At 58.2% G+C, this 19,151-nt stretch carries 15 protein-coding genes and 1 tRNA gene; 8 read left to right on the top strand and 8 right to left on the bottom strand.

The window, feature by feature from the left end; all coding sequences use genetic code 11:
* Positions 1-125 precede the first annotated feature (125 nt).
* On the top strand, positions 126-1,418 hold the full coding sequence (locus tag RGM3321_RS26250; RefSeq protein WP_058402029.1) for an MFS transporter: 1,293 nt from the start codon (positions 126-128) through the stop codon (positions 1,416-1,418).
* A gap of 83 nt (positions 1,419-1,501) precedes the next feature.
* Here RGM3321_RS26250 and RGM3321_RS26245 read toward each other — a convergent pair whose 3' ends face one another.
* Positions 1,502-2,764 (bottom strand): MFS transporter, encoded by a 1,263-nt coding sequence (locus tag RGM3321_RS26245; RefSeq protein WP_244395478.1) that lies wholly within the window; start codon positions 2,762-2,764, stop codon positions 1,502-1,504.
* A gap of 146 nt (positions 2,765-2,910) precedes the next feature.
* Complete coding sequence (locus RGM3321_RS26240) at positions 2,911-4,374, bottom strand: glyceraldehyde-3-phosphate dehydrogenase (RefSeq protein ID WP_219171208.1); 1,464 nt, start codon at positions 4,372-4,374, stop codon at positions 2,911-2,913.
* 190 nt (positions 4,375-4,564) lie between these two features.
* On the opposite strand from RGM3321_RS26240, the gene mfd reads away from it, so the two are divergent.
* From mfd to RGM3321_RS26225, 3 genes are all read left to right on the top strand, one after another.
* Positions 4,565-8,017 (top strand): transcription-repair coupling factor, encoded by a 3,453-nt coding sequence (mfd, locus tag RGM3321_RS26235; RefSeq protein ID WP_244395477.1) that lies wholly within the window; start codon positions 4,565-4,567, stop codon positions 8,015-8,017.
* 11 nt (positions 8,018-8,028) lie between these two features.
* A complete protein-coding gene (locus tag RGM3321_RS26230) occupies positions 8,029-8,553 on the top strand; it encodes a CsiV family protein (protein WP_011267303.1) in 525 nt (174 codons plus the stop codon).
* A 75-nt stretch (positions 8,554-8,628) separates the two neighbouring features.
* The gene (locus RGM3321_RS26225) at positions 8,629-11,373 is read left to right on the top strand and encodes an SNF2-related protein (protein WP_244395476.1); all 2,745 of its coding nucleotides are present in this window, start codon (positions 8,629-8,631) and stop codon (positions 11,371-11,373) included.
* A 13-nt stretch (positions 11,374-11,386) separates the two neighbouring features.
* Here RGM3321_RS26225 and RGM3321_RS26220 read toward each other — a convergent pair whose 3' ends face one another.
* Entirely contained in the window at positions 11,387-11,953 is a 567-nt protein-coding gene (locus tag RGM3321_RS26220) for a cysteine hydrolase family protein (RefSeq protein ID WP_244395475.1), read from the bottom strand.
* Between the two features lie 113 nt (positions 11,954-12,066).
* Between RGM3321_RS26220 and RGM3321_RS26215 the strand changes: the two genes are divergently transcribed.
* The 3 genes from RGM3321_RS26215 (at position 12,067) to RGM3321_RS26205 (ending at position 13,711) form a co-directional block, all read left to right on the top strand.
* A complete protein-coding gene (locus RGM3321_RS26215; protein ID WP_244395474.1) occupies positions 12,067-12,816 on the top strand; it encodes a 3-oxoacyl-ACP reductase family protein in 750 nt (249 codons plus the stop codon).
* A gap of 178 nt (positions 12,817-12,994) precedes the next feature.
* Positions 12,995-13,084: transfer RNA gene (locus tag RGM3321_RS26210), tRNA-Ser, on the top strand.
* A gap of 48 nt (positions 13,085-13,132) precedes the next feature.
* Positions 13,133-13,711, top strand: coding sequence for a helix-turn-helix domain-containing protein (locus RGM3321_RS26205; RefSeq protein WP_244395473.1), 579 nt, complete (start codon positions 13,133-13,135; stop codon positions 13,709-13,711).
* Positions 13,712-13,828: 117 nt separating this feature from the next.
* Here the strand turns inward: RGM3321_RS26205 and RGM3321_RS26200 are convergent, their stop codons facing one another.
* From RGM3321_RS26200 to RGM3321_RS26190, 3 genes are read right to left on the bottom strand one after another with little or no spacing between them, the layout of a single operon-like run.
* Positions 13,829-14,281, bottom strand: a complete 453-nt coding sequence (locus tag RGM3321_RS26200) for a hypothetical protein (RefSeq protein WP_044323915.1) — start codon at positions 14,279-14,281, stop codon at positions 13,829-13,831.
* Positions 14,259-14,654 (bottom strand): polymorphic toxin type 44 domain-containing protein, encoded by a 396-nt coding sequence (locus RGM3321_RS26195; RefSeq protein ID WP_004659794.1) that lies wholly within the window; start codon positions 14,652-14,654, stop codon positions 14,259-14,261. The genes RGM3321_RS26200 and RGM3321_RS26195 overlap by 23 nt, the downstream gene beginning before the upstream one ends.
* A gap of 29 nt (positions 14,655-14,683) precedes the next feature.
* Positions 14,684-15,184: a type VI secretion system tube protein Hcp gene (locus RGM3321_RS26190; RefSeq protein ID WP_057401578.1), complete on the bottom strand. Its 501-nt coding sequence runs from the start codon at positions 15,182-15,184 to the stop codon at positions 14,684-14,686.
* A 69-nt stretch (positions 15,185-15,253) separates the two neighbouring features.
* Here RGM3321_RS26190 and RGM3321_RS26185 point away from each other — a divergent pair, with 69 nt between their 5' ends.
* Positions 15,254-16,231, top strand: a complete 978-nt coding sequence (locus RGM3321_RS26185; RefSeq protein WP_244395471.1) for an IS5 family transposase — start codon at positions 15,254-15,256, stop codon at positions 16,229-16,231.
* 128 nt (positions 16,232-16,359) lie between these two features.
* On the opposite strand, the gene RGM3321_RS26180 is transcribed toward RGM3321_RS26185, so the two are convergent.
* Both RGM3321_RS26180 and RGM3321_RS26175 read right to left on the bottom strand, forming a co-directional pair.
* Entirely contained in the window at positions 16,360-16,662 is a 303-nt protein-coding gene (locus tag RGM3321_RS26180; protein WP_279614139.1) for a CesT family type III secretion system chaperone, read from the bottom strand.
* Between the two features lie 146 nt (positions 16,663-16,808).
* A complete protein-coding gene (locus tag RGM3321_RS26175; RefSeq protein ID WP_244395468.1) occupies positions 16,809-19,112 on the bottom strand; it encodes a type III effector HrpK domain-containing protein in 2,304 nt (767 codons plus the stop codon).
* Positions 19,113-19,151 lie beyond the last annotated feature (39 nt).

Raw genomic sequence — 19,151 nt, 5'->3', positions numbered from 1 at the left:
GTCTTTGAGCCCTGTTACACATACTGTTACAAATGTGCATCGCCAGTCGCACACACGTAATGGCGATGTAAACGGGATAACAACGACAACGGACTCCAAGCCGACGAGCCTGAGCGAGTAACTAAATGGCCTCCACAACAAGTAAGGGCAAAGCGATCTTTCGCGTTGTCAGCGGTAACTTCCTCGAGATGTTCGATTTCATGGTCTACGGCTTTTACGCCACGGCCATTGCCAAGACATTTTTCCCTTCCGACAGCGCCTTCGCTTCGTTGATGCTGTCGCTGGCGACCTTCGGCGCGGGCTTCCTGATGCGCCCCTTGGGCGCGATCTTTCTCGGTGCCTATATCGACCGTCACGGACGTCGCAAGGGCCTGATTATCACCCTCGCGATGATGGCAATGGGCACTTTGCTGATTGCCTGTGTGCCGGGCTACGCCACTCTGGGCGTTGTTGCACCGCTGCTGGTGCTGCTCGGTCGCCTGCTGCAAGGCTTCTCGGCTGGCGTCGAGCTGGGTGGTGTTTCGGTGTACCTCGCTGAAATCTCGACACCGGGTCGCAAAGGTTTCTTTGTCAGCTGGCAGTCCGCCAGTCAACAGGCTGCGGTGGTATTCGCCGGTTTGCTGGGCGTAGGTCTGAACCACTGGCTGAGCCCGGAGCAAATGGGTGAATGGGGCTGGCGCGTGCCGTTCCTGATCGGCTGCCTGATTGTGCCGGCGATCTTCATCATCCGCCGTTCGCTGGAAGAGTCACCGGAGTTCGAAGCCCGCACGCACCGCCCGACGCTGCGTGAAGTGGTGCGCTCCATCAGCCAGAACTTTGGCCTGGTGCTGGGCGGCATGGCGCTGGTAGTGATGACCACAGTGTCGTTCTACCTGATCACCGCCTATACCCCGACCTTCGGCAAGAACGAACTGAACCTGACTGACCTGGAAAGCTTGCTGGTGACCGTCTGCGTCGGCGTGTCCAACTTCATCTGGCTGCCAATCATGGGGTCGTTCTCGGATCGCATCGGCCGCAAGCCGCTGTTGATTGCAGCGACCGTACTGGCCATCGCCACCGCCTACCCTGCGCTGTCGTGGCTGGTAGAGCACCCAAGCTTCAGCCATCTGCTGATGGTCGAGTTGTGGTTCTCGTTCCTGTACGGTTCCTACAACGGCGCAATGGTCGTGGCGCTGACCGAGATCATGCCGGTCGAAGTCCGCACCACCGGTTTCTCGCTGGCCTACAGCCTGGCAACGGCGACCTTCGGTGGCTTCACGCCAGCGGCCTGTACTTACCTGATCCACGTGCTGGGCAACAAGGCAGCGCCCGGTATCTGGCTGACAGGTGCAGCTGTGCTAGGCCTGGTTGCTACGCTGGTGCTGTTCCGCAAAGGCGGACAGAAGCTTGAAGCGCCTGGAGCACCTGCAACCGCCTGATTCATCGCTTGATCAATCAGATAGCTGTAACGGCTAAAAGCAAAACCCCGGTACGAGTTGATCTCGGCCGGGGTTTTGTTTTTTCAGACAGCCCACCTCCAGGGTCGAAAGCCGAGCCAGAGCAGCACCCCAGGCAATTGCAACGCAATCATTAAACCAAGCGACCACTGATAGGCCTCAAGCGGATGACCGGCACCCTGCACAACCGGCCACAGGTTGAGCACCACACCCATCAGCCACTGGAGGAAAAACGCGAGCACAAACACCACCAGATTAAAGGAAGAGCTGACCCTGCCCGCCAGCTCCGGTGCCACCGATTGCGCCACAATGGCGTAATTCATGGTGGTCGACGTGCCGAAGAAGCTGAAGCCCATCGCAACAATATAAGGTGACACCGGTAGACCACTGGCCATCAGCATCTGGAAACCGATGAAGATCACCATGCCAGCGCCACAGACCATGATCGGCTGTACGCCGAACCCGCGCAGATAATCAGTGATCGTGCCGAACGTCAGGGACCCTGCCACCATCGCGATGGCGCCGAACAGCAGTACATTGGCCATGCCTGAATCGCTCAGCCCGGCCATGTCACGCAACCACGGCCCCATCCATAGCGACAGTACCGACATATAGATGGCGTGCGCGAACACCGAGTACAACGCCAGACGCCAGAACGTCCAGGACGAGTACAGCTTGGCGACCGCAGCGAACATATCGCTGTAGCGAGTATTTTTGCTCTCGTAGGCCTTGGGGACGCTGAGGTGTATGACCACCGCCACACAAAAGGTCAGCAGCGCCAGCGCCAGAAACGCTTCTCGCCAGGTCAGCCAGCTCAGCAACGCATGCAAAGGCGTGGTCGACGCCATAGCACCCAGCCCGCCAATCGACAGCAGGCAGGCGGTACTCAGCGGCAAACGCTCGATTGGCAACCAGATGGCACACGCCTTGATGGCACTCATCAGCGAACCCGCTACCCCCAGGCCGATCAGACCCCGCCCGATCAACAACCCTGTTTCGGTGCTGGAAATACTGAAGATGACCGAACCGGCGACCGCAAACAACAGCATCGGCGCCTGCACGCTGCGCGGGCCGTAACGATCAAGCATGACGCCGAGGGGAATCTGCGCGGCAGCGAAGGTCAGAAAATAAACCCCGGTCAACAACCCCAGGCTGCTCGCGGGCAAACTCAGGTCGGCCTGCAAATCGACATAGATCACCGCATTGACGGTACGAAACAGGTACGAAACGAAATGCCCCAGACCAAAGGGGACGAAAATCGTCAGAAACAGAAAAAAGAAGCTGCTTTTGAGGTGTTGCTGCGATCCGTCCATGGCCGAACTGCTCATCCTTGACTACTCCGTCATCCACAAGGGCTGTGCCCGACAGGTTCTCATGACACGCAACAAAACAAAACGGGCCGAAGCCTGCATGCGCAGGGTTCGGCCCGTTTATTTACTGCCCGGTCAGACCGGGCAGTTCAAGCGTTCAACATTTACTGCGGAAAGGCAGGCGGATTGACGTCTGCCATGTCTTCCATCACGCGAACCACCTGGTGGCTGTAGCCGAATTCGTTGTCGTACCAGACGTACAGCACAACGCGGTTATCGTTGACGATGGTGGCTTCGGCGTCCACGACACCGGCGTGACGCGAGCCGACGAAGTCAGTGGACACCACTTCCTGCGAGTTCACAAAGTCGATCTGCTTGTGCAGGTCCGAGTGCAGCGCCATGTAGCGCAGGTACTCGTTCATTTCTTCGCGGGTGGTCGGCTTCTCGAGGTTGAGGTTGAGAATGGCCATGGACACGTTCGGCGTTGGAACGCGGATCGCGTTACCGGTCAGCTTTCCGGCCAGCTCAGGCAGCGCCTTCGCCGCAGCGGTGGCTGCGCCGGTTTCGGTGATGACCATGTTCAACGCGGCGCTGCGGCCACGGCGATCGCCCTTGTGGAAGTTGTCGATCAGGTTCTGGTCGTTGGTGTACGAGTGAACGGTTTCAACGTGACCGTTGGTGATACCGAACTTGTCGTTGACAGCCTTGAGCACCGGCACGATGGCGTTGGTGGTGCAGGATGCCGCGGACACGATTTTGTCATCCGCGGTGATTTCACCGTGGTTGATACCGTGCACGATGTTCTTCAGCTTGCCTTTGCCCGGCGCGGTCAATACCACGCGGTCGATGCCCGGGCAGGCCAGGTGCTGACCCAGACCGTCGGCATCACGCCATACACCGGTGTTGTCCACCAGCAGAGCGTCCTTGATACCGTATTGGGTGTAATCCACCTCGGACGGGTTCTTGGCGTAGATGACCTGAATCAGGTTGCCGTTGGCGGTAATGGTGCTGTTGGCTTCATCAATGGTGATGGTGCCATCGAACGGACCATGTACCGAGTCACGACGCAGCAGGCTGGCACGCTTGACCAGATCGTTTTCCGCGCCTTTGCGGACCACGATGGCACGCAGACGCAGACCGTCGCCACCACCGGTCTTCTCGATCAGGATCCGCGCCAGCAGGCGACCGATACGACCGAAACCGTAAAGCACGACATCGGTGCCCTTGCGCGGGCTGGTGCCCTGCTGACCCACTACACCGGCCAGTTCTTCACGTACGAACTGCTCGGGCGTGCGGCCGTTGCCTTCAGTCTTGAACTTCACGGCCAGCTTGCCCAGGTCCACCGAAGCGGCACCCAGTTTGAGCTCGCTCATCGCTTTTACAAGCGGGAACGTCTCGTGTACGGACAACTCAACCGCATCGGACTGACGATGACGCGCAAAGCGGTGAGCTTTGAGAATCGCGATGACTGAACGGTTGATCAGGCTGCGGCCATAGATCGAACTCACCACATTATTATTGCGGTAGAGCTGACCGATGAGCGGGATCATCGCTTCGGCGAGAGCTTCACGATCGATCCATTCACCAAGACACTGGTCGGGCTTCTGAGTCACGGGAACCTTCCACATGTAGGGGCTGAAAAAAGGGGCTACATTATGACCGCGCCTTTGTTTATGAGCAATGCGCGACTGTCATATCGGTGGGCACTACATAATTTTCGCCCGTAAATACGCGGTAACACTCCGGAAAACTGACAGCCACCACCTTCCCCCGTTACAATCGCCGCCCCTGTTGCAACGCCTGGAGCCCGACCTTCCCGTGCCAGTTCTGCGTCTACCGCATCTTTCTGCCGCTGCAGGCAAACAACACTGGGGCAATCTTCCCGGTGCCGCACTGAGCCTGGCCATTGCCGAGGCCGCCAGCGCAGCCAAGCGCTTTACCTTGCTACTGACCGCCGACAGCCAGAGCGCCGAGCGGCTGGAGCAAGAGCTGAAGTTTTTTGCGCCCACGCTGCCGGTTCTGCACTTCCCGGACTGGGAAACCCTGCCCTACGACCTGTTTTCGCCGCACCAGGACATCATTTCCCAGCGCATCGCCAGCCTTTATCGCCTGCCGGAGCTGGAGCATGGCGTTTTGGTAGTACCCATCACGACCGCCCTACACAGACTCGCGCCGACCAAATTCCTGCTCGGCAGCAGCCTGGTGCTGGATGTCGGTCAGAAGCTTGATGTGGAGGCCATGCGCACGCGCCTGGAAGCCAGCGGCTATCGCTACGTGGACACGGTTTACGAGCACGGCGAGTTCACCGTGCGCGGCGCATTGATCGACCTGTTCCCGATGGGCAGCAAGCTGCCGTTCCGTATCGACCTGTTCGACGACGAAATCGAAACCCTGCGCACCTTCGATCCGGACACGCAACGCTCCATCGACAAGGTCGAGTCGGTGCGCTTGTTGCCTGCCCGCGAATTCCCGCTACAGAAAGAAGAAGTCACGCGCTTCAAGGCGCGTTTTCGCGAGCGCTTCGACGTGGACTTCCGGCGCAGCCCGATTTTCCAGGACTTGAGCAGCGGCATCACGCCCGCCGGTATCGAGTACTACATTCCGTTGTTCTTCGAGGAAACCTCGACGCTGTTCGATTATCTGCCGCAGGACACTCAGGTGTTTTCCCTGCCGGGTATCGAGCAGGCCGCAGAGAATTTCTGGAACGACGTGCGCAACCGCTATGAAGAACGTCGCGTCGACCCTGCACGGCCACTGCTGCCACCGGCCGAGCTGTTCCTGCCGGTGGAAGATTGCTTTGCACGCTTGAAAAACTGGCCGCGCGTTGTGGCCAGCCAGCAGGATGTCGATGCCGGAGCCGGGCGCGAGCGCTTCCCGGCCCAGACCCTGCCGGATCTGTCCATTGAAGCCAAGGCCAGTCAGCCACTGGCGGCATTGTCGACATTTCTTGATGACTTCCCCGGTCGCGTGCTGTTTACCGCAGAGTCCGCCGGTCGCCGTGAAGTGCTGCTGGAACTGCTTGAACGCCTGAAGCTGCGGCCGAAAACGGTCGACAGCTGGCAGGACTTCGTCGATGGCAAGGACAGGCTGGCAATCACCATCGCCCCGCTGGACGACGGCCTGCTGCTGGAGCAACCCGCGCTGGCGCTGGTCGCTGAAAGCCCGCTGTTCGGCCAGCGAGTCATGCAGCGCCGCCGCCGCGAAAAGCGCACCGATGGCGGCAATAACGACGCCGTCATCAAGAACCTTACCGAACTGCGCGAAGGCGCGCCGGTGGTGCACATCGACCATGGCGTTGGCCGCTATCTGGGGCTGGCGACGCTGGAAGTCGAAAATCAGGTCGCCGAATTCCTGATGCTGGCCTACGCCGAGGACGCCAAGCTGTACGTCCCGGTCGCCAACCTGCACCTGATTGCCCGCTATACCGGCAGCGACGACGAGAGCGCGCCGCTGCACCGCCTGGGCTCGGAAACCTGGCAGAAAGCCAAGCGCAAGGCAGCCGAACAGGTTCGCGACGTGGCTGCCGAGCTGCTGGATATCTACGCACGCCGGGCAGCCCGTGAGGGTTATGCCTTCGCCGACCCGAAAGCCGACTACGCCACCTTCAGCGCGGGCTTCCCGTTCGAAGAAACGCCGGATCAGCAGACCACCATCGACGCCGTGCGCGCCGACATGCTGGCGCCCAAGCCGATGGATCGTCTGGTCTGTGGCGACGTGGGTTTCGGCAAGACCGAAGTGGCCATGCGTGCCGCTTTCATCGCTGTGCATGGCGGGCGTCAGGTGGCCATTCTGGTGCCGACCACCCTGCTCGCCCAGCAGCACTACAACAGCTTCCGCGACCGTTTCGCCGACTGGCCGGTGACCGTCGAGGTGATGAGCCGCTTCAAGTCGGCCAAGGAAGTCAGCGCCGCAGTTGCCGATCTGGCCGAGGGCAAGATCGACATCGTCATCGGGACGCACAAGCTGTTGCAGGATGACGTCAAGATCAAGAACCTCGGCTTGGTGATCATCGACGAAGAACACCGGTTTGGCGTTCGCCAGAAAGAACAGCTCAAGGCGCTGCGCAGCGAGGTCGATATTCTGACCCTGACCGCAACGCCGATCCCGCGCACCCTGAACATGGCCGTGTCGGGCATGCGTGATCTGTCGATCATCGCCACACCACCGGCGCGCAGGCTGTCGGTGCGCACGTTCGTGATGGAGCAGAACAAGCCGACCATCAAGGAAGCCCTGCTGCGTGAGCTGTTGCGCGGCGGCCAGGTCTATTACCTGCACAACGACGTCAAGACCATCGAGAAATGCGCCGCCGATCTGGCCGAGCTGGTGCCGGAAGCGCGTATCGGCATCGGACACGGGCAGATGCGCGAGCGCGAACTCGAACAGGTGATGAGCGACTTCTACCACAAGCGCTTCAATGTGCTGATCGCCTCGACCATCATCGAGACCGGCATCGACGTGCCGAGCGCCAACACCATCATCATCGAGCGCGCCGACAAGTTCGGTCTGGCCCAGTTGCACCAGTTGCGCGGCCGCGTCGGGCGTAGTCACCACCAGGCCTATGCCTACCTGCTGACTCCGCCGCGCAAGCAAATCACCCCAGACGCCGAAAAGCGTCTGGAAGCGATTGCCAATACTCAGGACCTTGGCGCGGGCTTCGTGCTCGCAACCAATGACCTGGAGATTCGTGGCGCAGGCGAACTGCTCGGCGACGGCCAGAGCGGTCAGATCCAGGCCGTGGGTTTTACCCTGTACATGGAAATGCTCGAGCGCGCGGTGAAGTCGATTCGCAAGGGCGAACAGCCCAATCTCGATCAGCCGCTGGGCGGCGGACCGGAAATCAACCTGCGCGTGCCGGCCTTGATCCCCGAAGCCTACCTGCCAGATGTGCACACGCGCCTGATTCTCTACAAGCGCATTGCCAACGCCGCTGACGAAGAGGCCCTCAAGGACCTTCAGGTCGAAATGATCGACCGCTTCGGCCTGCTTCCGGAGCCGACCAAGAATCTGGTGCGTATCACGCTGCTCAAACTGCACGCCGAACAGCTGGGCATCCGGAAAATCGACGGTGGCCCGCAAGGTGGCCGTATCGAGTTCGCGGCCGAGACGCCGGTTGATCCTTTGACCCTGATCAAGCTGATCCAGAGCCAGCCCAACCGCTACAAGTTCGAAGGTGCCACGCTGTTCAAATTCATGGTTCCCATGGAGCGCCCGGAAGAGCGCTTCAACACGATCGAAGCGCTGCTTGAGCGCCTGACCCCGAAAACTGCTTGAAGGATTCACGCATGCTTCTGTTTCGTTCACTGATCCTGCTGCTGACGCTGATCGCGCCGGCCGCGTTCGCCGATGGCCTGTATCAGGTCGAGATTCTGCTGTTTCGCCAGAGCGGCGAGCCGGCCTCGACCCGCCAGCTTGTACCGGAAAACTGGGACAAGGGCGCACAGAAGATCGACGCGAACGATGAACGAAGCCCCGCCCTCAATGATCTGGCGAGCAAACTGCAAGGCAGCGGCCACTATGAAGTACTGATGCAGCGCGCCTGGCAGCAGAGCATCGGCACCGAACCGGGAAAAGTCGCCATCACCAGTGGTGAAGAGCGGCTTGGGCATTTCCCGATCGAGGGAACCGTGAGTCTGGCGATGGCACGCTTCACCGATATTGGTGCACAATTCTGGGTCAACCAGCTGGACCCGCATGGCGTGGTCATCAGCAGTGAACGATTGAAGCAGACTGCCAGGGTAAAGAACGGTGAGCTGACCTATCTGGACAATGGCAACCTCGCGTTGCTGATCAAGGTTTCTCCTCTTTGATCTTTACGTACGCAAGGGACGCCCAAGCGTCCCCTTTCTTTTTGAGCATCGCTGCGGCGTAGGGCTTTTTAAAACTTGTCGTCCATTCTCGAAAAAGTCCTGGCTGCGGCCTGGACAGACCTATTCCACGAGCGAACGCTTGAGCGAGGGCGCGACTACGCCCGGCAAAAACGCATCGTGCTGGAAGACTCCAGCCCGCAGATCATCCGCACCGCCTGTCGGGGCTCGGGCCTGGAAATCTACACCCAGACGCTGCTGTTCAAGGACCCCGATCGCTACAAGAACTACCTGACCTGCAAATGCACCTGCCCGGTCCGCAACGACTGCAAGCACTGTGTGGCCGCCCTGCTGTTTCTGCAGGACCCGCACAACCGTCCGCTGCTGCAGGCCGCGCTGGCCTCGCACCAGCAAGAGATGGAAAAGCCTGTCGAACAAAAGCCCAGGTTGCCGGAGCGCCTGATCGATGACCTGCAGCCACGGCCCAGGCTGATTCTGGCCAGCATCGAGTTCAGTGCCTACGAGCCGCGCAACGGGCGTATGCAGCGACACATTCAGCACCGTGCCGCGCTGGCCTTTGCCTACGGCAAGCATTACGCGGTCGGCACCACCAACGTCAGCATTCTGGTCAGTTCGCTGGGCAGCGATCTGGTGAACCAGAAAAGCGACATTATCGAGCACACCGACACCGAAACCCTGCGCATCCGTCGTCAGGGCGAACGGGAGCGGCAGTTGCGTCAGGAACTGGCCGACCTGGGCTTCAAGGTCGCCACCCGGCAGAGCAAGGCCCTGCCCGATAGTGCTGGCGACATGTACGAGTTGCCCAACGACAAAGCCTGGCTGCACTTCGTCCTCGATGACCTGCCACGGCTGCGCGAGCAAGGCTGGGAAATCGACATTCAGGACGAGTTCGGCTTCGACGTTACCCCCGTCGAAGACTGGTATGCCGTCATTGATGAAGAGAACGAGCGCGACTGGTTCGACCTGGAACTGGGCATCATCGTCAACGGCGAACGCCTGAGCCTGCTGCCGATCCTGATCAACCTGATCCGCAGCCATCCCGAACTGATGAGCCCCTCGGCCGTGGCCAAGCGCGGCGACGAAGAACAACTGCTGGTGCAGCTCAACCACTTCACCCAGAGCGGCGGCAGCCCGGTGCAGATCGCCCTGCCCTACGGCAGGCTCAAGCCGGTACTGGCGACGCTGGGCGACTTCTACTGGCGTCAGGACGGCAACAACGCACTGCGCATGAGCAAGGCCGATGCGGCACGCCTGACCCAGCTTGAAGACCTGCCGCTGACCTGGCAGGGTGGCGACCGTCTGCGCCACTTCGCCGAACGCCTGATCAACATCAAGGACGCGCCGGTCAGCCTGCCCGATGGCCTTAACGCCACACTGCGTCCTTATCAGCTGGAAGGCCTGAGCTGGATGCAGTCGCTGCGCGAGCTGGAAGTCGGTGGCGTGCTGGCTGATGACATGGGGCTGGGCAAAACGCTGCAGACCCTGGCTCACCTGCTGATGGAAAAACAGGCCGGACGCCTCGACCGACCCGCGCTGGCCGTCATGCCCACCAGCCTGATTCCCAACTGGCTGGATGAAGCCGAGCACTTCACCCCGGACCTCAAGGTGCTGGCCCTGTATGGCGCCAATCGTCATCAGGACGCTGGCAACCTGCAGGATTACGACCTGATCCTGACCACCTACGCTTTGCTGCCACGGGACCTGGAGTTGCTCGAAAAACAGCCCTTCCACGTGCTGATTCTCGATGAAGCGCAGTACATCAAGAACCCCAACAGCAAGGCTGCCCAGGCCGCACGCAACCTCAACGCCCGTCAGCGCCTGTGCCTGAGCGGCACGCCGCTGGAAAACCACCTGGGCGAGCTGTGGTCGCTGTTTCACTTCCTGATGCCCGGCTGGCTGGGCAACAGCAAGGAATTCAACAGCAACTACCGCACCGCCATCGAAAAGCATGGCAACCAGGATCGCCTGCATCACCTCAATGCGCGCATCAAGCCGTTTCTGCTGCGTCGTACCAAGGAACAGGTGGCGACCGAACTGCCACCCAAGACCGAGATCATCCACTGGGTCGACCTCAACGACGCGCAGCGCGATGTGTACGAAACCGTGCGCTTGGCGATGGACAAGAAGGTCAGGGACGAAATCACCCGCAAAGGCGTGGCACGCAGCCAGATCATCATTCTCGAAGCGCTGCTCAAGCTGCGTCAGGTCTGCTGTGACCTGCGCCTGGTCAATCAGGACATGCCGGTCAACAGCAAACAGGGCACCTCGGGCAAGCTCAACAGCCTGATGGAGATGTTCGAAGAACTGCTGGCCGAAGGTCGCAAGATTCTGTTGTTCTCGCAGTTCACTTCGATGCTCAGCCTGATCGAGGAAGAGCTCAAGCAACGCGGTATCGCCTACGCCCTGCTGACCGGCTCGACCCGCGATCGCCGCACGCCGATTCATGATTTCCAGAGCGGCAAGCTGCCGATTTTCCTGATCAGCCTGAAAGCAGGCGGCACCGGCCTCAACCTCACCGCCGCCGATACCGTGATCCACTACGATCCGTGGTGGAACCCGGCAGCGGAAAATCAGGCGACCGACCGTGCGTACCGTATCGGTCAGGACAAGCCGGTGTTCGTTTACAAGATGATTGCGCGTGGCACCGTGGAAGAGAAAATCCAGCGCCTGCAGCGGGAAAAATCAGCGCTGGCCTCAGGAGTGCTCGACGGACGCACAACCGGTGACTGGAAGCTGCGCGACGAAGATTTGCAGGCGCTGTTCGCCCCATTGCCCGCCGCACCGAAGAAAACCCGCAAGTAAGCCCGTCAGGCGCTTATTCTACAGCAACCTGCTGGAGAATCTGCGCCGTCGACAGGACCGTAGCGTACTCGCCATGCAGATTGGCCAACGACATCGCGTGCACCTCTTCGGCACTGCGCGGCGTACCGAAGAAGTCCTGTTGATCAAAGGTAAAGCAGGCATCGTGCGCAACCAGCACGTCAAACCCCAGATTGCCGCCACTGCGCGCGGTCGACTCAACCGAGTTGTTGGTGATCACGCCGACAATCACCACCTGCCCGATCCCGTCCGAGCGTAACCACATCTCCAGAAACGAACCGCAAAACGCGTCAGGCACCTGCTTGCTCAACTCCCGCTCATCGGCTTGCGGCAAGAACGCTGGCTGGTACTCGACCCCTGACTGTTGCGGCCAGAACACTGATTCGGGTGACGTCGAGAAATGCCGGACGTGAATCACCGGCCGCCCGGATTGCCGCCAGGCATCGAGCAGAGCGCTGACATGGGTCTCAGCCAGCGGGTTATTGCGCCGTCCGAGCCTGGGATGATGGATGCCCTGCTGTAGGTCGATCAGGATCAGCGCGCTGTTGCCTTGAATATCCATGATGAATCAGTCCGAACTTTTGGTTCAGCAAGACTATCGCAATCAAGGTCTATTCTGGTCGCAATCGTCGACAGGCTCAGGCCTGTCCGAGACCTGCCCCCAAGGAGAACATCATGATCGAACACCTTAAACTCGCCGGCAAAGTAGCGCTCGTGCAGGGCGGCTCACGTGGTATCGGCGCAGCCATTGTCCAGCGATTGGCCAAAGAAGGCGCCGCCGTGGCATTTACCTACGTCAGCTCCGAGGTCAACGCTGTGGAGATTCAGGACAGCATCGTCGCCAATGGCGGTCGTGCACTGGCCATTCGCGCAGACAGCGCCGACGAAAAAGCCATCCGCCAGGCCGTGCAGACCACCGCCGAGATCCTTGGCAGGCTGGATATCCTGGTCAATAACGCCGGCATTCTGGCCATCGCCCCGCTCAATGAATTCAGCATGCAGGACTTCGACAAGACCCTGGCCATCAACGTGCGCAGCGTATTCATCGCCAGCCAGGAAGCCGCCCGGCATATGGAAGAAGGCGGCCGCATCATCAACATCGGCAGCACCAACGCTGACCGCATGCCCTTTGCGGGCGGCGCCACGTACGCCATGAGTAAATCAGCGCTGATCGGCCTCACCAAAGGCATGGCCCGCGACCTCGGTCCGCAAGGCATCACCGTCAACAACGTCCAGCCCGGCCCGGTGGACACCGACATGAACCCGGCGCAGGGCGAATTCGCCGAAACACTGAAAGCGCTGATGGCCCTGCCCCGCTACGGCACCAGCGAAGAAATCGCCAGCTTCGTCGCCTACCTCGCAGGCCCTGAAGCGGGCTACATCACCGGTGCCAGCCTGACCATTGATGGCGGCTTTAGCGCCTGACGCCACCACCACAAGCGGCCCTTTGCCCAAGGGCCGCATCCCGCGCCAGAGCCTTTTACTGGCGAATCAGCGTTTATTTGCTTAAGCGCATGAAAAATCTGAAAAAAAGTTTTGCGTTAGGAAAAGCTTTCGACTACATTAGCGCGCCTCGGCAGACACAACGTTGTCGTCGAGATACGGTGAGGTGTCCGAGTGGCTTAAGGAGCACGCCTGGAAAGTGTGTATACAAGAAATTGTATCGAGGGTTCGAATCCCTCCTTCACCGCCATATTAAGAAAACCCTGTGAATTCAGTTAGTTAGAGTTCACGGGGTTTTTTGTTTGTACTACTCACAGTGCTGCAAGTTCTCGCCGGTCAGCGCTTCCCCTCCTCCGATGGCTGGGGATGTGCATACATTCTGGACGCCCGCACACCCTTCTCCAAGCCCACCAGCTTCTCAGTGACTACTCGCCAGCCCGTCGCACTTTCTGCACAGGACAAGATTCTGTGGGTGCTCATGAAAGATCGGCACGACTACTTCACCGGCGAAGGCAAGCTGTGGTTTGACAATCAGAACCACATCGCCAGCGCGTGTGCTTGCAGCCTTACTGTTGCAAAGGCGTTCATCAAGAAATTGCGTGAGCATGGATACCTGACCATCGAGAAGCGCCGTATTCATGGCTGCGCATATTCCAACTCGATGACGATCACCTGCGACCTTATTCTGGCGTCCATGTCGCCGCTGGAGGCCATCCCTAAGCCTGTAGCGGTCACGCCAAACCCAGGAGGCGAACGTGTGCCTGAGTACACCCCTGCTCCCTTGCCAAAAGCGGCGCAGATTGCACCGGCGCCCAGCGTTATCGCGTACGACGAACACTTCGAAGATCAGCCAGAATGGATGAGAGACGTAGCCTAAATTCGATCTCGCCATGGTCGGAAATCGTCTATCCGGCGTAGACGGAATTCGACCGGTAGTAAGACCGATATTCAATAAGACAGATGTAGAAAGACAAAAGCATTAGAGGATTTGCACTCAGCGTCGCTCATCTTGCTGATTCAAGCTGACGCGGTAACTTTTAAATTTTTCGCCGTCGGTGTATTGCTTGCTGTAATAATTGTAAACAGCGCCTTTTACATCAATACCCACTCCACTCTGAGTATCGCGAATTACGACATCCTGCACATTACTGTCCGTAATCATAAAAGAAGCCTGTTTGTTTAACTGCTTTAAAATCTCCTGATCGGTTCCTTGAATCTGATTGTCGATGTAGAATCTCAGAGTATCCAAATCAGTAGCAGGTGCACCGTAGCGAGTTACGTATACCCACGCCCCGCCCTTAACCTCCTGCTTAATAACAAGCTCATCAGCATCTGCAATGCCACCGACCACCGAGTCAAGAAAGTAATCAATAACTAAAAGACCTAACAGGCACCAGAACAGAATCTTGTACACATTGCGCGACTTAGTATCCTTTTGACTTTGCATATTCAATACCTTGTTCTATCCAATATTGGTCAGTTGGATCATCGCCATACGGCGCACGCCAGTACCACTTCCCCCAATCCACCTTGGTGCTCTGCGTCCCTGAACGTTTCTGAGCAAACCCCGCAGCCCTCAGCAGAATCTGATCAGGCAGCTGACCAGCTCTGCCCACGGCGCCGTAGTGAAAATTGCCGAAATCTTCCCACGCATGATTCTGCTGCTTATAGTCCCATGGACCATGATTACGTACTTTGTAATAAAACCAACTCATGAATGCACCGACAGCGGGGTCCTTCTTCCACTGATCGTTCGCAAGCTTCATGTGCACATCGACACTAACGCCGGGAGGTATCGCTTCTGGCATTTCATAGTTCATGGCTTGTTCTCTTCCAAACGCGCACAGGATCAGGCGTAAATTTTATTGCTGATGGCATCCCAGCCACCCGCAATTTGCCCTGCGCTTTGCCCAGTCTTCCGACTTTGTTTGGAGTAGATTAATTTGATGCGGCCATAATTTAACGCAATCAGTTCACTCGGAAACGCATTAGACTGATCGCCATTGCCCGTTAAAGCGAAAGAGCTAATTATAACTTCCTCAAGCACTATCTCAAGGTATTTAACTTTCGGATCGCCAGCCCTAAATATATGAACCGACACCTGCTTAAAATGTTTTCCACTACAGCAAGCCTCATGAAGTTTGGGGGTAGCGTTATCTACAGGTTTGCGGACAAGCAAATCACTTAAGTAAGCGCGACCAGAAGTTGCACCGCCAGCGGACGTAGCTGTAGCGGACGCTGTCTGACTGGCCGAGAGGTCGAAATCCTGTAGCTCAATCCAGTTTTCGTAACCTTCGGAGAGCGTTTCTCCGGGAATACCTTCGATTTGTAGGTAGGCTTCAAATGACATACTTAAGGAAACTCTGAAGAAGATCTCTAAGTTTGGCAGAATGCCTGATCTCCACCGCCGAGACGCCTGATGAAGCAGATGACCTTCGCCGACGCCGAGTACGCTGGCAAACGCAAGCAAACCCGTAAAGAGCGCTTCCTGATCGAGATGGATCAGGTCGTGCCCTGGAAAGGATTGATCAATCTGATCGAGCCTCATTACCCTAAGGGCGAAGGTGGCCGTCCCGCCTATCCGCTAATGGCGTTGCTGCGCATACATCTGATGCAAAACTGGTTCGGCTACAGTGATCCGGCAATGGAGGAAGCGCTGTACGAAACAACAATCCTGCGCCAGTTCGCGGGATTGAGTCTGGATCGAATTCCCGATGAAACCACCATTCTCAACTTCCGGCGCTTGTTGGAAAAACACGAGTTGGCAGGCGGAATTTTGCAGGTTATCAACGGCTACTTGGGTGATCGTGGTTTGATGCTGCGTCAAGGCACCGTGGTCGATGCGACGATCATTCACGCGCCGAGTTCGACCAAGAACAAGGACGGCAAACGCGATCCTGAGATGCATCAGACGAAGAAGGGAAACCAATATTTCTTTGGTATGAAAGCGCATATCGGCGTCGATGCGGAGTCGGGTTTGGTCCATAGCCTGGTGGGCACCGCAGCGAATGTAGCGGACGTGACTCAAGTCGATCAGTTGCTACACGGCGAGGAAACCTATGTCATTGGTGATGCGGGCTACACCGGCGTGGACAAGCGTGCGGAACATCAGGATCGTCAGATGATCTGGTCGATCGCGGCACGCCCGAGCAATTACAAAAAGCATGGTAAGACCAGTTTGATCACGCAGGTATACCGCAAGATCGAGTTCGCGAAAGCCCAGGTACGAGCGAAAGTCGAACATCCATTTCGCGTGCTCAAGCGCCAGTTTGGTTATACGAAAGTCCGGTTTCGCGGGCTGGCTAAAAACACCGCGCAACAGGCCACCCTATTTGCCTTGTCGAACCTTTGGATGGTGAGAAAACGGCTGCTGGCGATGGGAGAGGTGCGCCTGTAATGCGGAAAAACGCCTTGGAAAGGCGCTATTTTAAGGGAAATCGATGAGTTAAAAGCGGGAAAAGTCTGATTATCTGACCAGGCGAGCTTTTTTGAACCTGAGGCCATGAGGGTGTAAAAAATCGATGCCTATTTCAGACCTTCCTTAAAGCCGATATACAGCTCGCTGCCTGCATCCCATCCCAACCCTGGTCCATCATTGAACAGAGGGTTAAGTGCGCCACTCAACAAACGCTCCGAGGGAAGATCAGGGGAAATGTCCATCAGTCCGATCAGCAAGAGGCGCTGGAATACGGGGTCCACGACCACTTTCAGCGCAATCTCTTCATCGACCACCAGGTCACAAGCGCCTGTGTCGTCGAACATCAAGGGTTGCATCCTCAAAGACGTTGATAAGTCGGCAAGAACTGTTTTGTATAATCGGTCAGTCATTAGTACACCTCGGTGTGCTAAACAATGTACGAATGGACGAGGTCGACAAATCACTTCCCCACGCAGGGTATGAATCATCGAAGTCTGCAAAACAACGCATTCACGGAACAGGACGGAAGGCAAGGCCGCCGCTCTGCTCCATTGCATCAATGCGCCTTGGCAATCCCGAACTGGTCCAGCACTGGATCAACGTTATGATCGAACGCCTTCTGCGCCTTGTGCTTCTTGACCGCATCAATGATCGCCGAGATACCAAAGCCCAGGGCCATGGCGCCGTCGATGGCCCAGCCGATGACCGGGATTGCAGCGCCCAGCGCTGCTCCTGCGGCAAGCCCTGTGGCTTCGCCGGCAACCAGACCGACAGCGCGGCCGATCATCTGTCCGCCCAGACGACCAAGGCCGGCAGACGCCTCGCGGCCCATCATTTTTGCGCCGGTGTCTATGCCGCCCTTAATCGCCTCCGCTCCCAGCTTGGTACTGTCATAGATAGCCTGTGTTGCCCCTAGTTTGTCGCCATGGGCAAGCATGCTGGACACTGACGCGAAGCCCATGACCGAGTTGAATGCCTTGCCTCCGATACCTTGCTCGGCGAGCTGCGCGGCCAGCGAAGGGCCGCCCTCTTCATCGGTCTTGCCCTCCAGCAACTTGCGGCCTTTTTTGGAGTTCTGCAGCTCGGACAGGGTGCTGGCCGTGTAGCTCTCACGCTCACCATTAACGAAATCAGCGGGCAGCACGCTTTCATACGCCGCTTTCTGGTTATCTGCGGTTTGCAGAGACTCGCCGGCGTCAGACTTTTTCTGGCCAAGCAGTTGTTTCAGAGCGCCCCCCTCGCTGAAATTGCGAACGTAGGAGTCGGCGATCTTCGTTTGCAGTTCATCAGGCTGGTTGTTGAACACTTGCTGGGCAGTGGGCACCTGACCATCGGGAAACAGGTCTTTTTGCAATTGCAGTTGAACCGACAGGCCGGTGATGGCGCCGCTGTAATCGGGGTTGGGGTTGTGTTTGTCGACCGCCTTGTCCGCAGTTGCCATGTCGGTCTGCAAAGCCTTTCCGCTGTTGACGTTTTGAGCCTGCTCAGTCACGGCCTTCTGCAGCGCCGAATCGCTGCGCACCAGGCTGCGCTCCTGTTCGGGAATGCTTTTGTTGAGGTACTCCTGAACGTCGGGATCGGCTTGCAACTGAGCGATTCGCTCGTTAAGGCCCGCCTCGGTCTTCTCGGTATTGCGCAAATCCCGCCCGGCTATCACGCTCTGCTGAGTCTGCTGCAACTTGATCATCACAGCGGCCTTCTGCGCGCCGGTGTAAGCCTTGGGCTTCTCGAACACCTGGCCGTTGAGCTTGCTGATATCGATACCGGCTACCGAATTCAACGTCGCGGCGTCGCTGAGCATGCTGGCGAACTGGCCACCATTTTTTGGGGCGCTCTTTCTGATCCACTCGCTCATATTGGACGCATCGAACACCTGGTCGGGGCTATGCGCAGCCTTCTTGCGCCCGGTCAGACCGGCTTCGTCCACCTGACTGAGGAAGCCAGCCTGCGACCACATGTTGCAGGACTGTTTGAGCGTGCCTGACAACCCGGGGTTACTTTTAATCAGCGCTTTCAGACCCTCGGCGCTGACATTGCCATCGACATCGGTCTTGTCCGCCGCCCCGACTGCATGATGAGGGTCGGCAGCCGTCGCCAACGGCATATTGGCGCGCATCACCGCTGCGCTGCGCACCATTTCAAGGGACTGAGGATCCGCGCCGGGGTTATCTTCCATGTACTTGGCCACGTCCTTGTCGGCATTGTCGGCAGCCTTCTCCATGTTTTTGGCGAATGCCTTGAGGTCTTTGTTGGTGATTTTGCCATCCGCATTACCGCCATCCTTGCCGACGTCGACCGCTGTCTTCAACGCAGGGTTGGCATTGATGAACGCCATCGCCTTTTCGGCGTTGGGACCATGCTCTCTGGCCATCCAGGCTGCGGCGATGGGCCGGTTGAGCTCTTTGGCGGCCTGCTCGCGCTCTTCGGGCGGCAGGTTGGCAACCATCGGTTCCCAGCGCTTGAGCGCCTCGGGCGAAGAGTATTCGGAGTTATCGAGAAACGCTGCATCGGTAGCGCTCGGGGCATTCGCCGGATTAGAGGCCGTCGTGGGTGACGCGCTCGCTGTGGCCGAGACCGATGTCATCGGGGACACCTGATCACTGTCCTGATCGACGCTGGAGGTGCTGTCACTACTGCTGCTGCGAGTCAGCAGACTCATCAGTGATGAGCCGCTTTGCTCGGTTCCCGGAAAGGAAGAGGGGCTGTCGTTGGCCTGGCCGAACTGCACAAAAGCCTGACCACCTGCGCTGCCCTGCGTAAGCGAGGCTTTAGCCAATGGCGTCTCAGCAGCCAGTTCGCCAGAGGTGGGTTGATTCACGATGCTGCCGAGGGCAGGACTGGGAGAACTGGATATACGCATGGTTGCCATCCAAGTGGTGAGGGATGGCAACTGTGTGGT

The organism is Pseudomonas sp. RGM 3321 (assembly GCF_022836805.1).
Lineage (GTDB): Bacteria > Pseudomonadota > Gammaproteobacteria > Pseudomonadales > Pseudomonadaceae > Aquipseudomonas.
The sequence above is the reverse complement of the archived record's forward strand: the minus strand, read 5'-3'. Positions and strand labels throughout refer to the sequence as shown.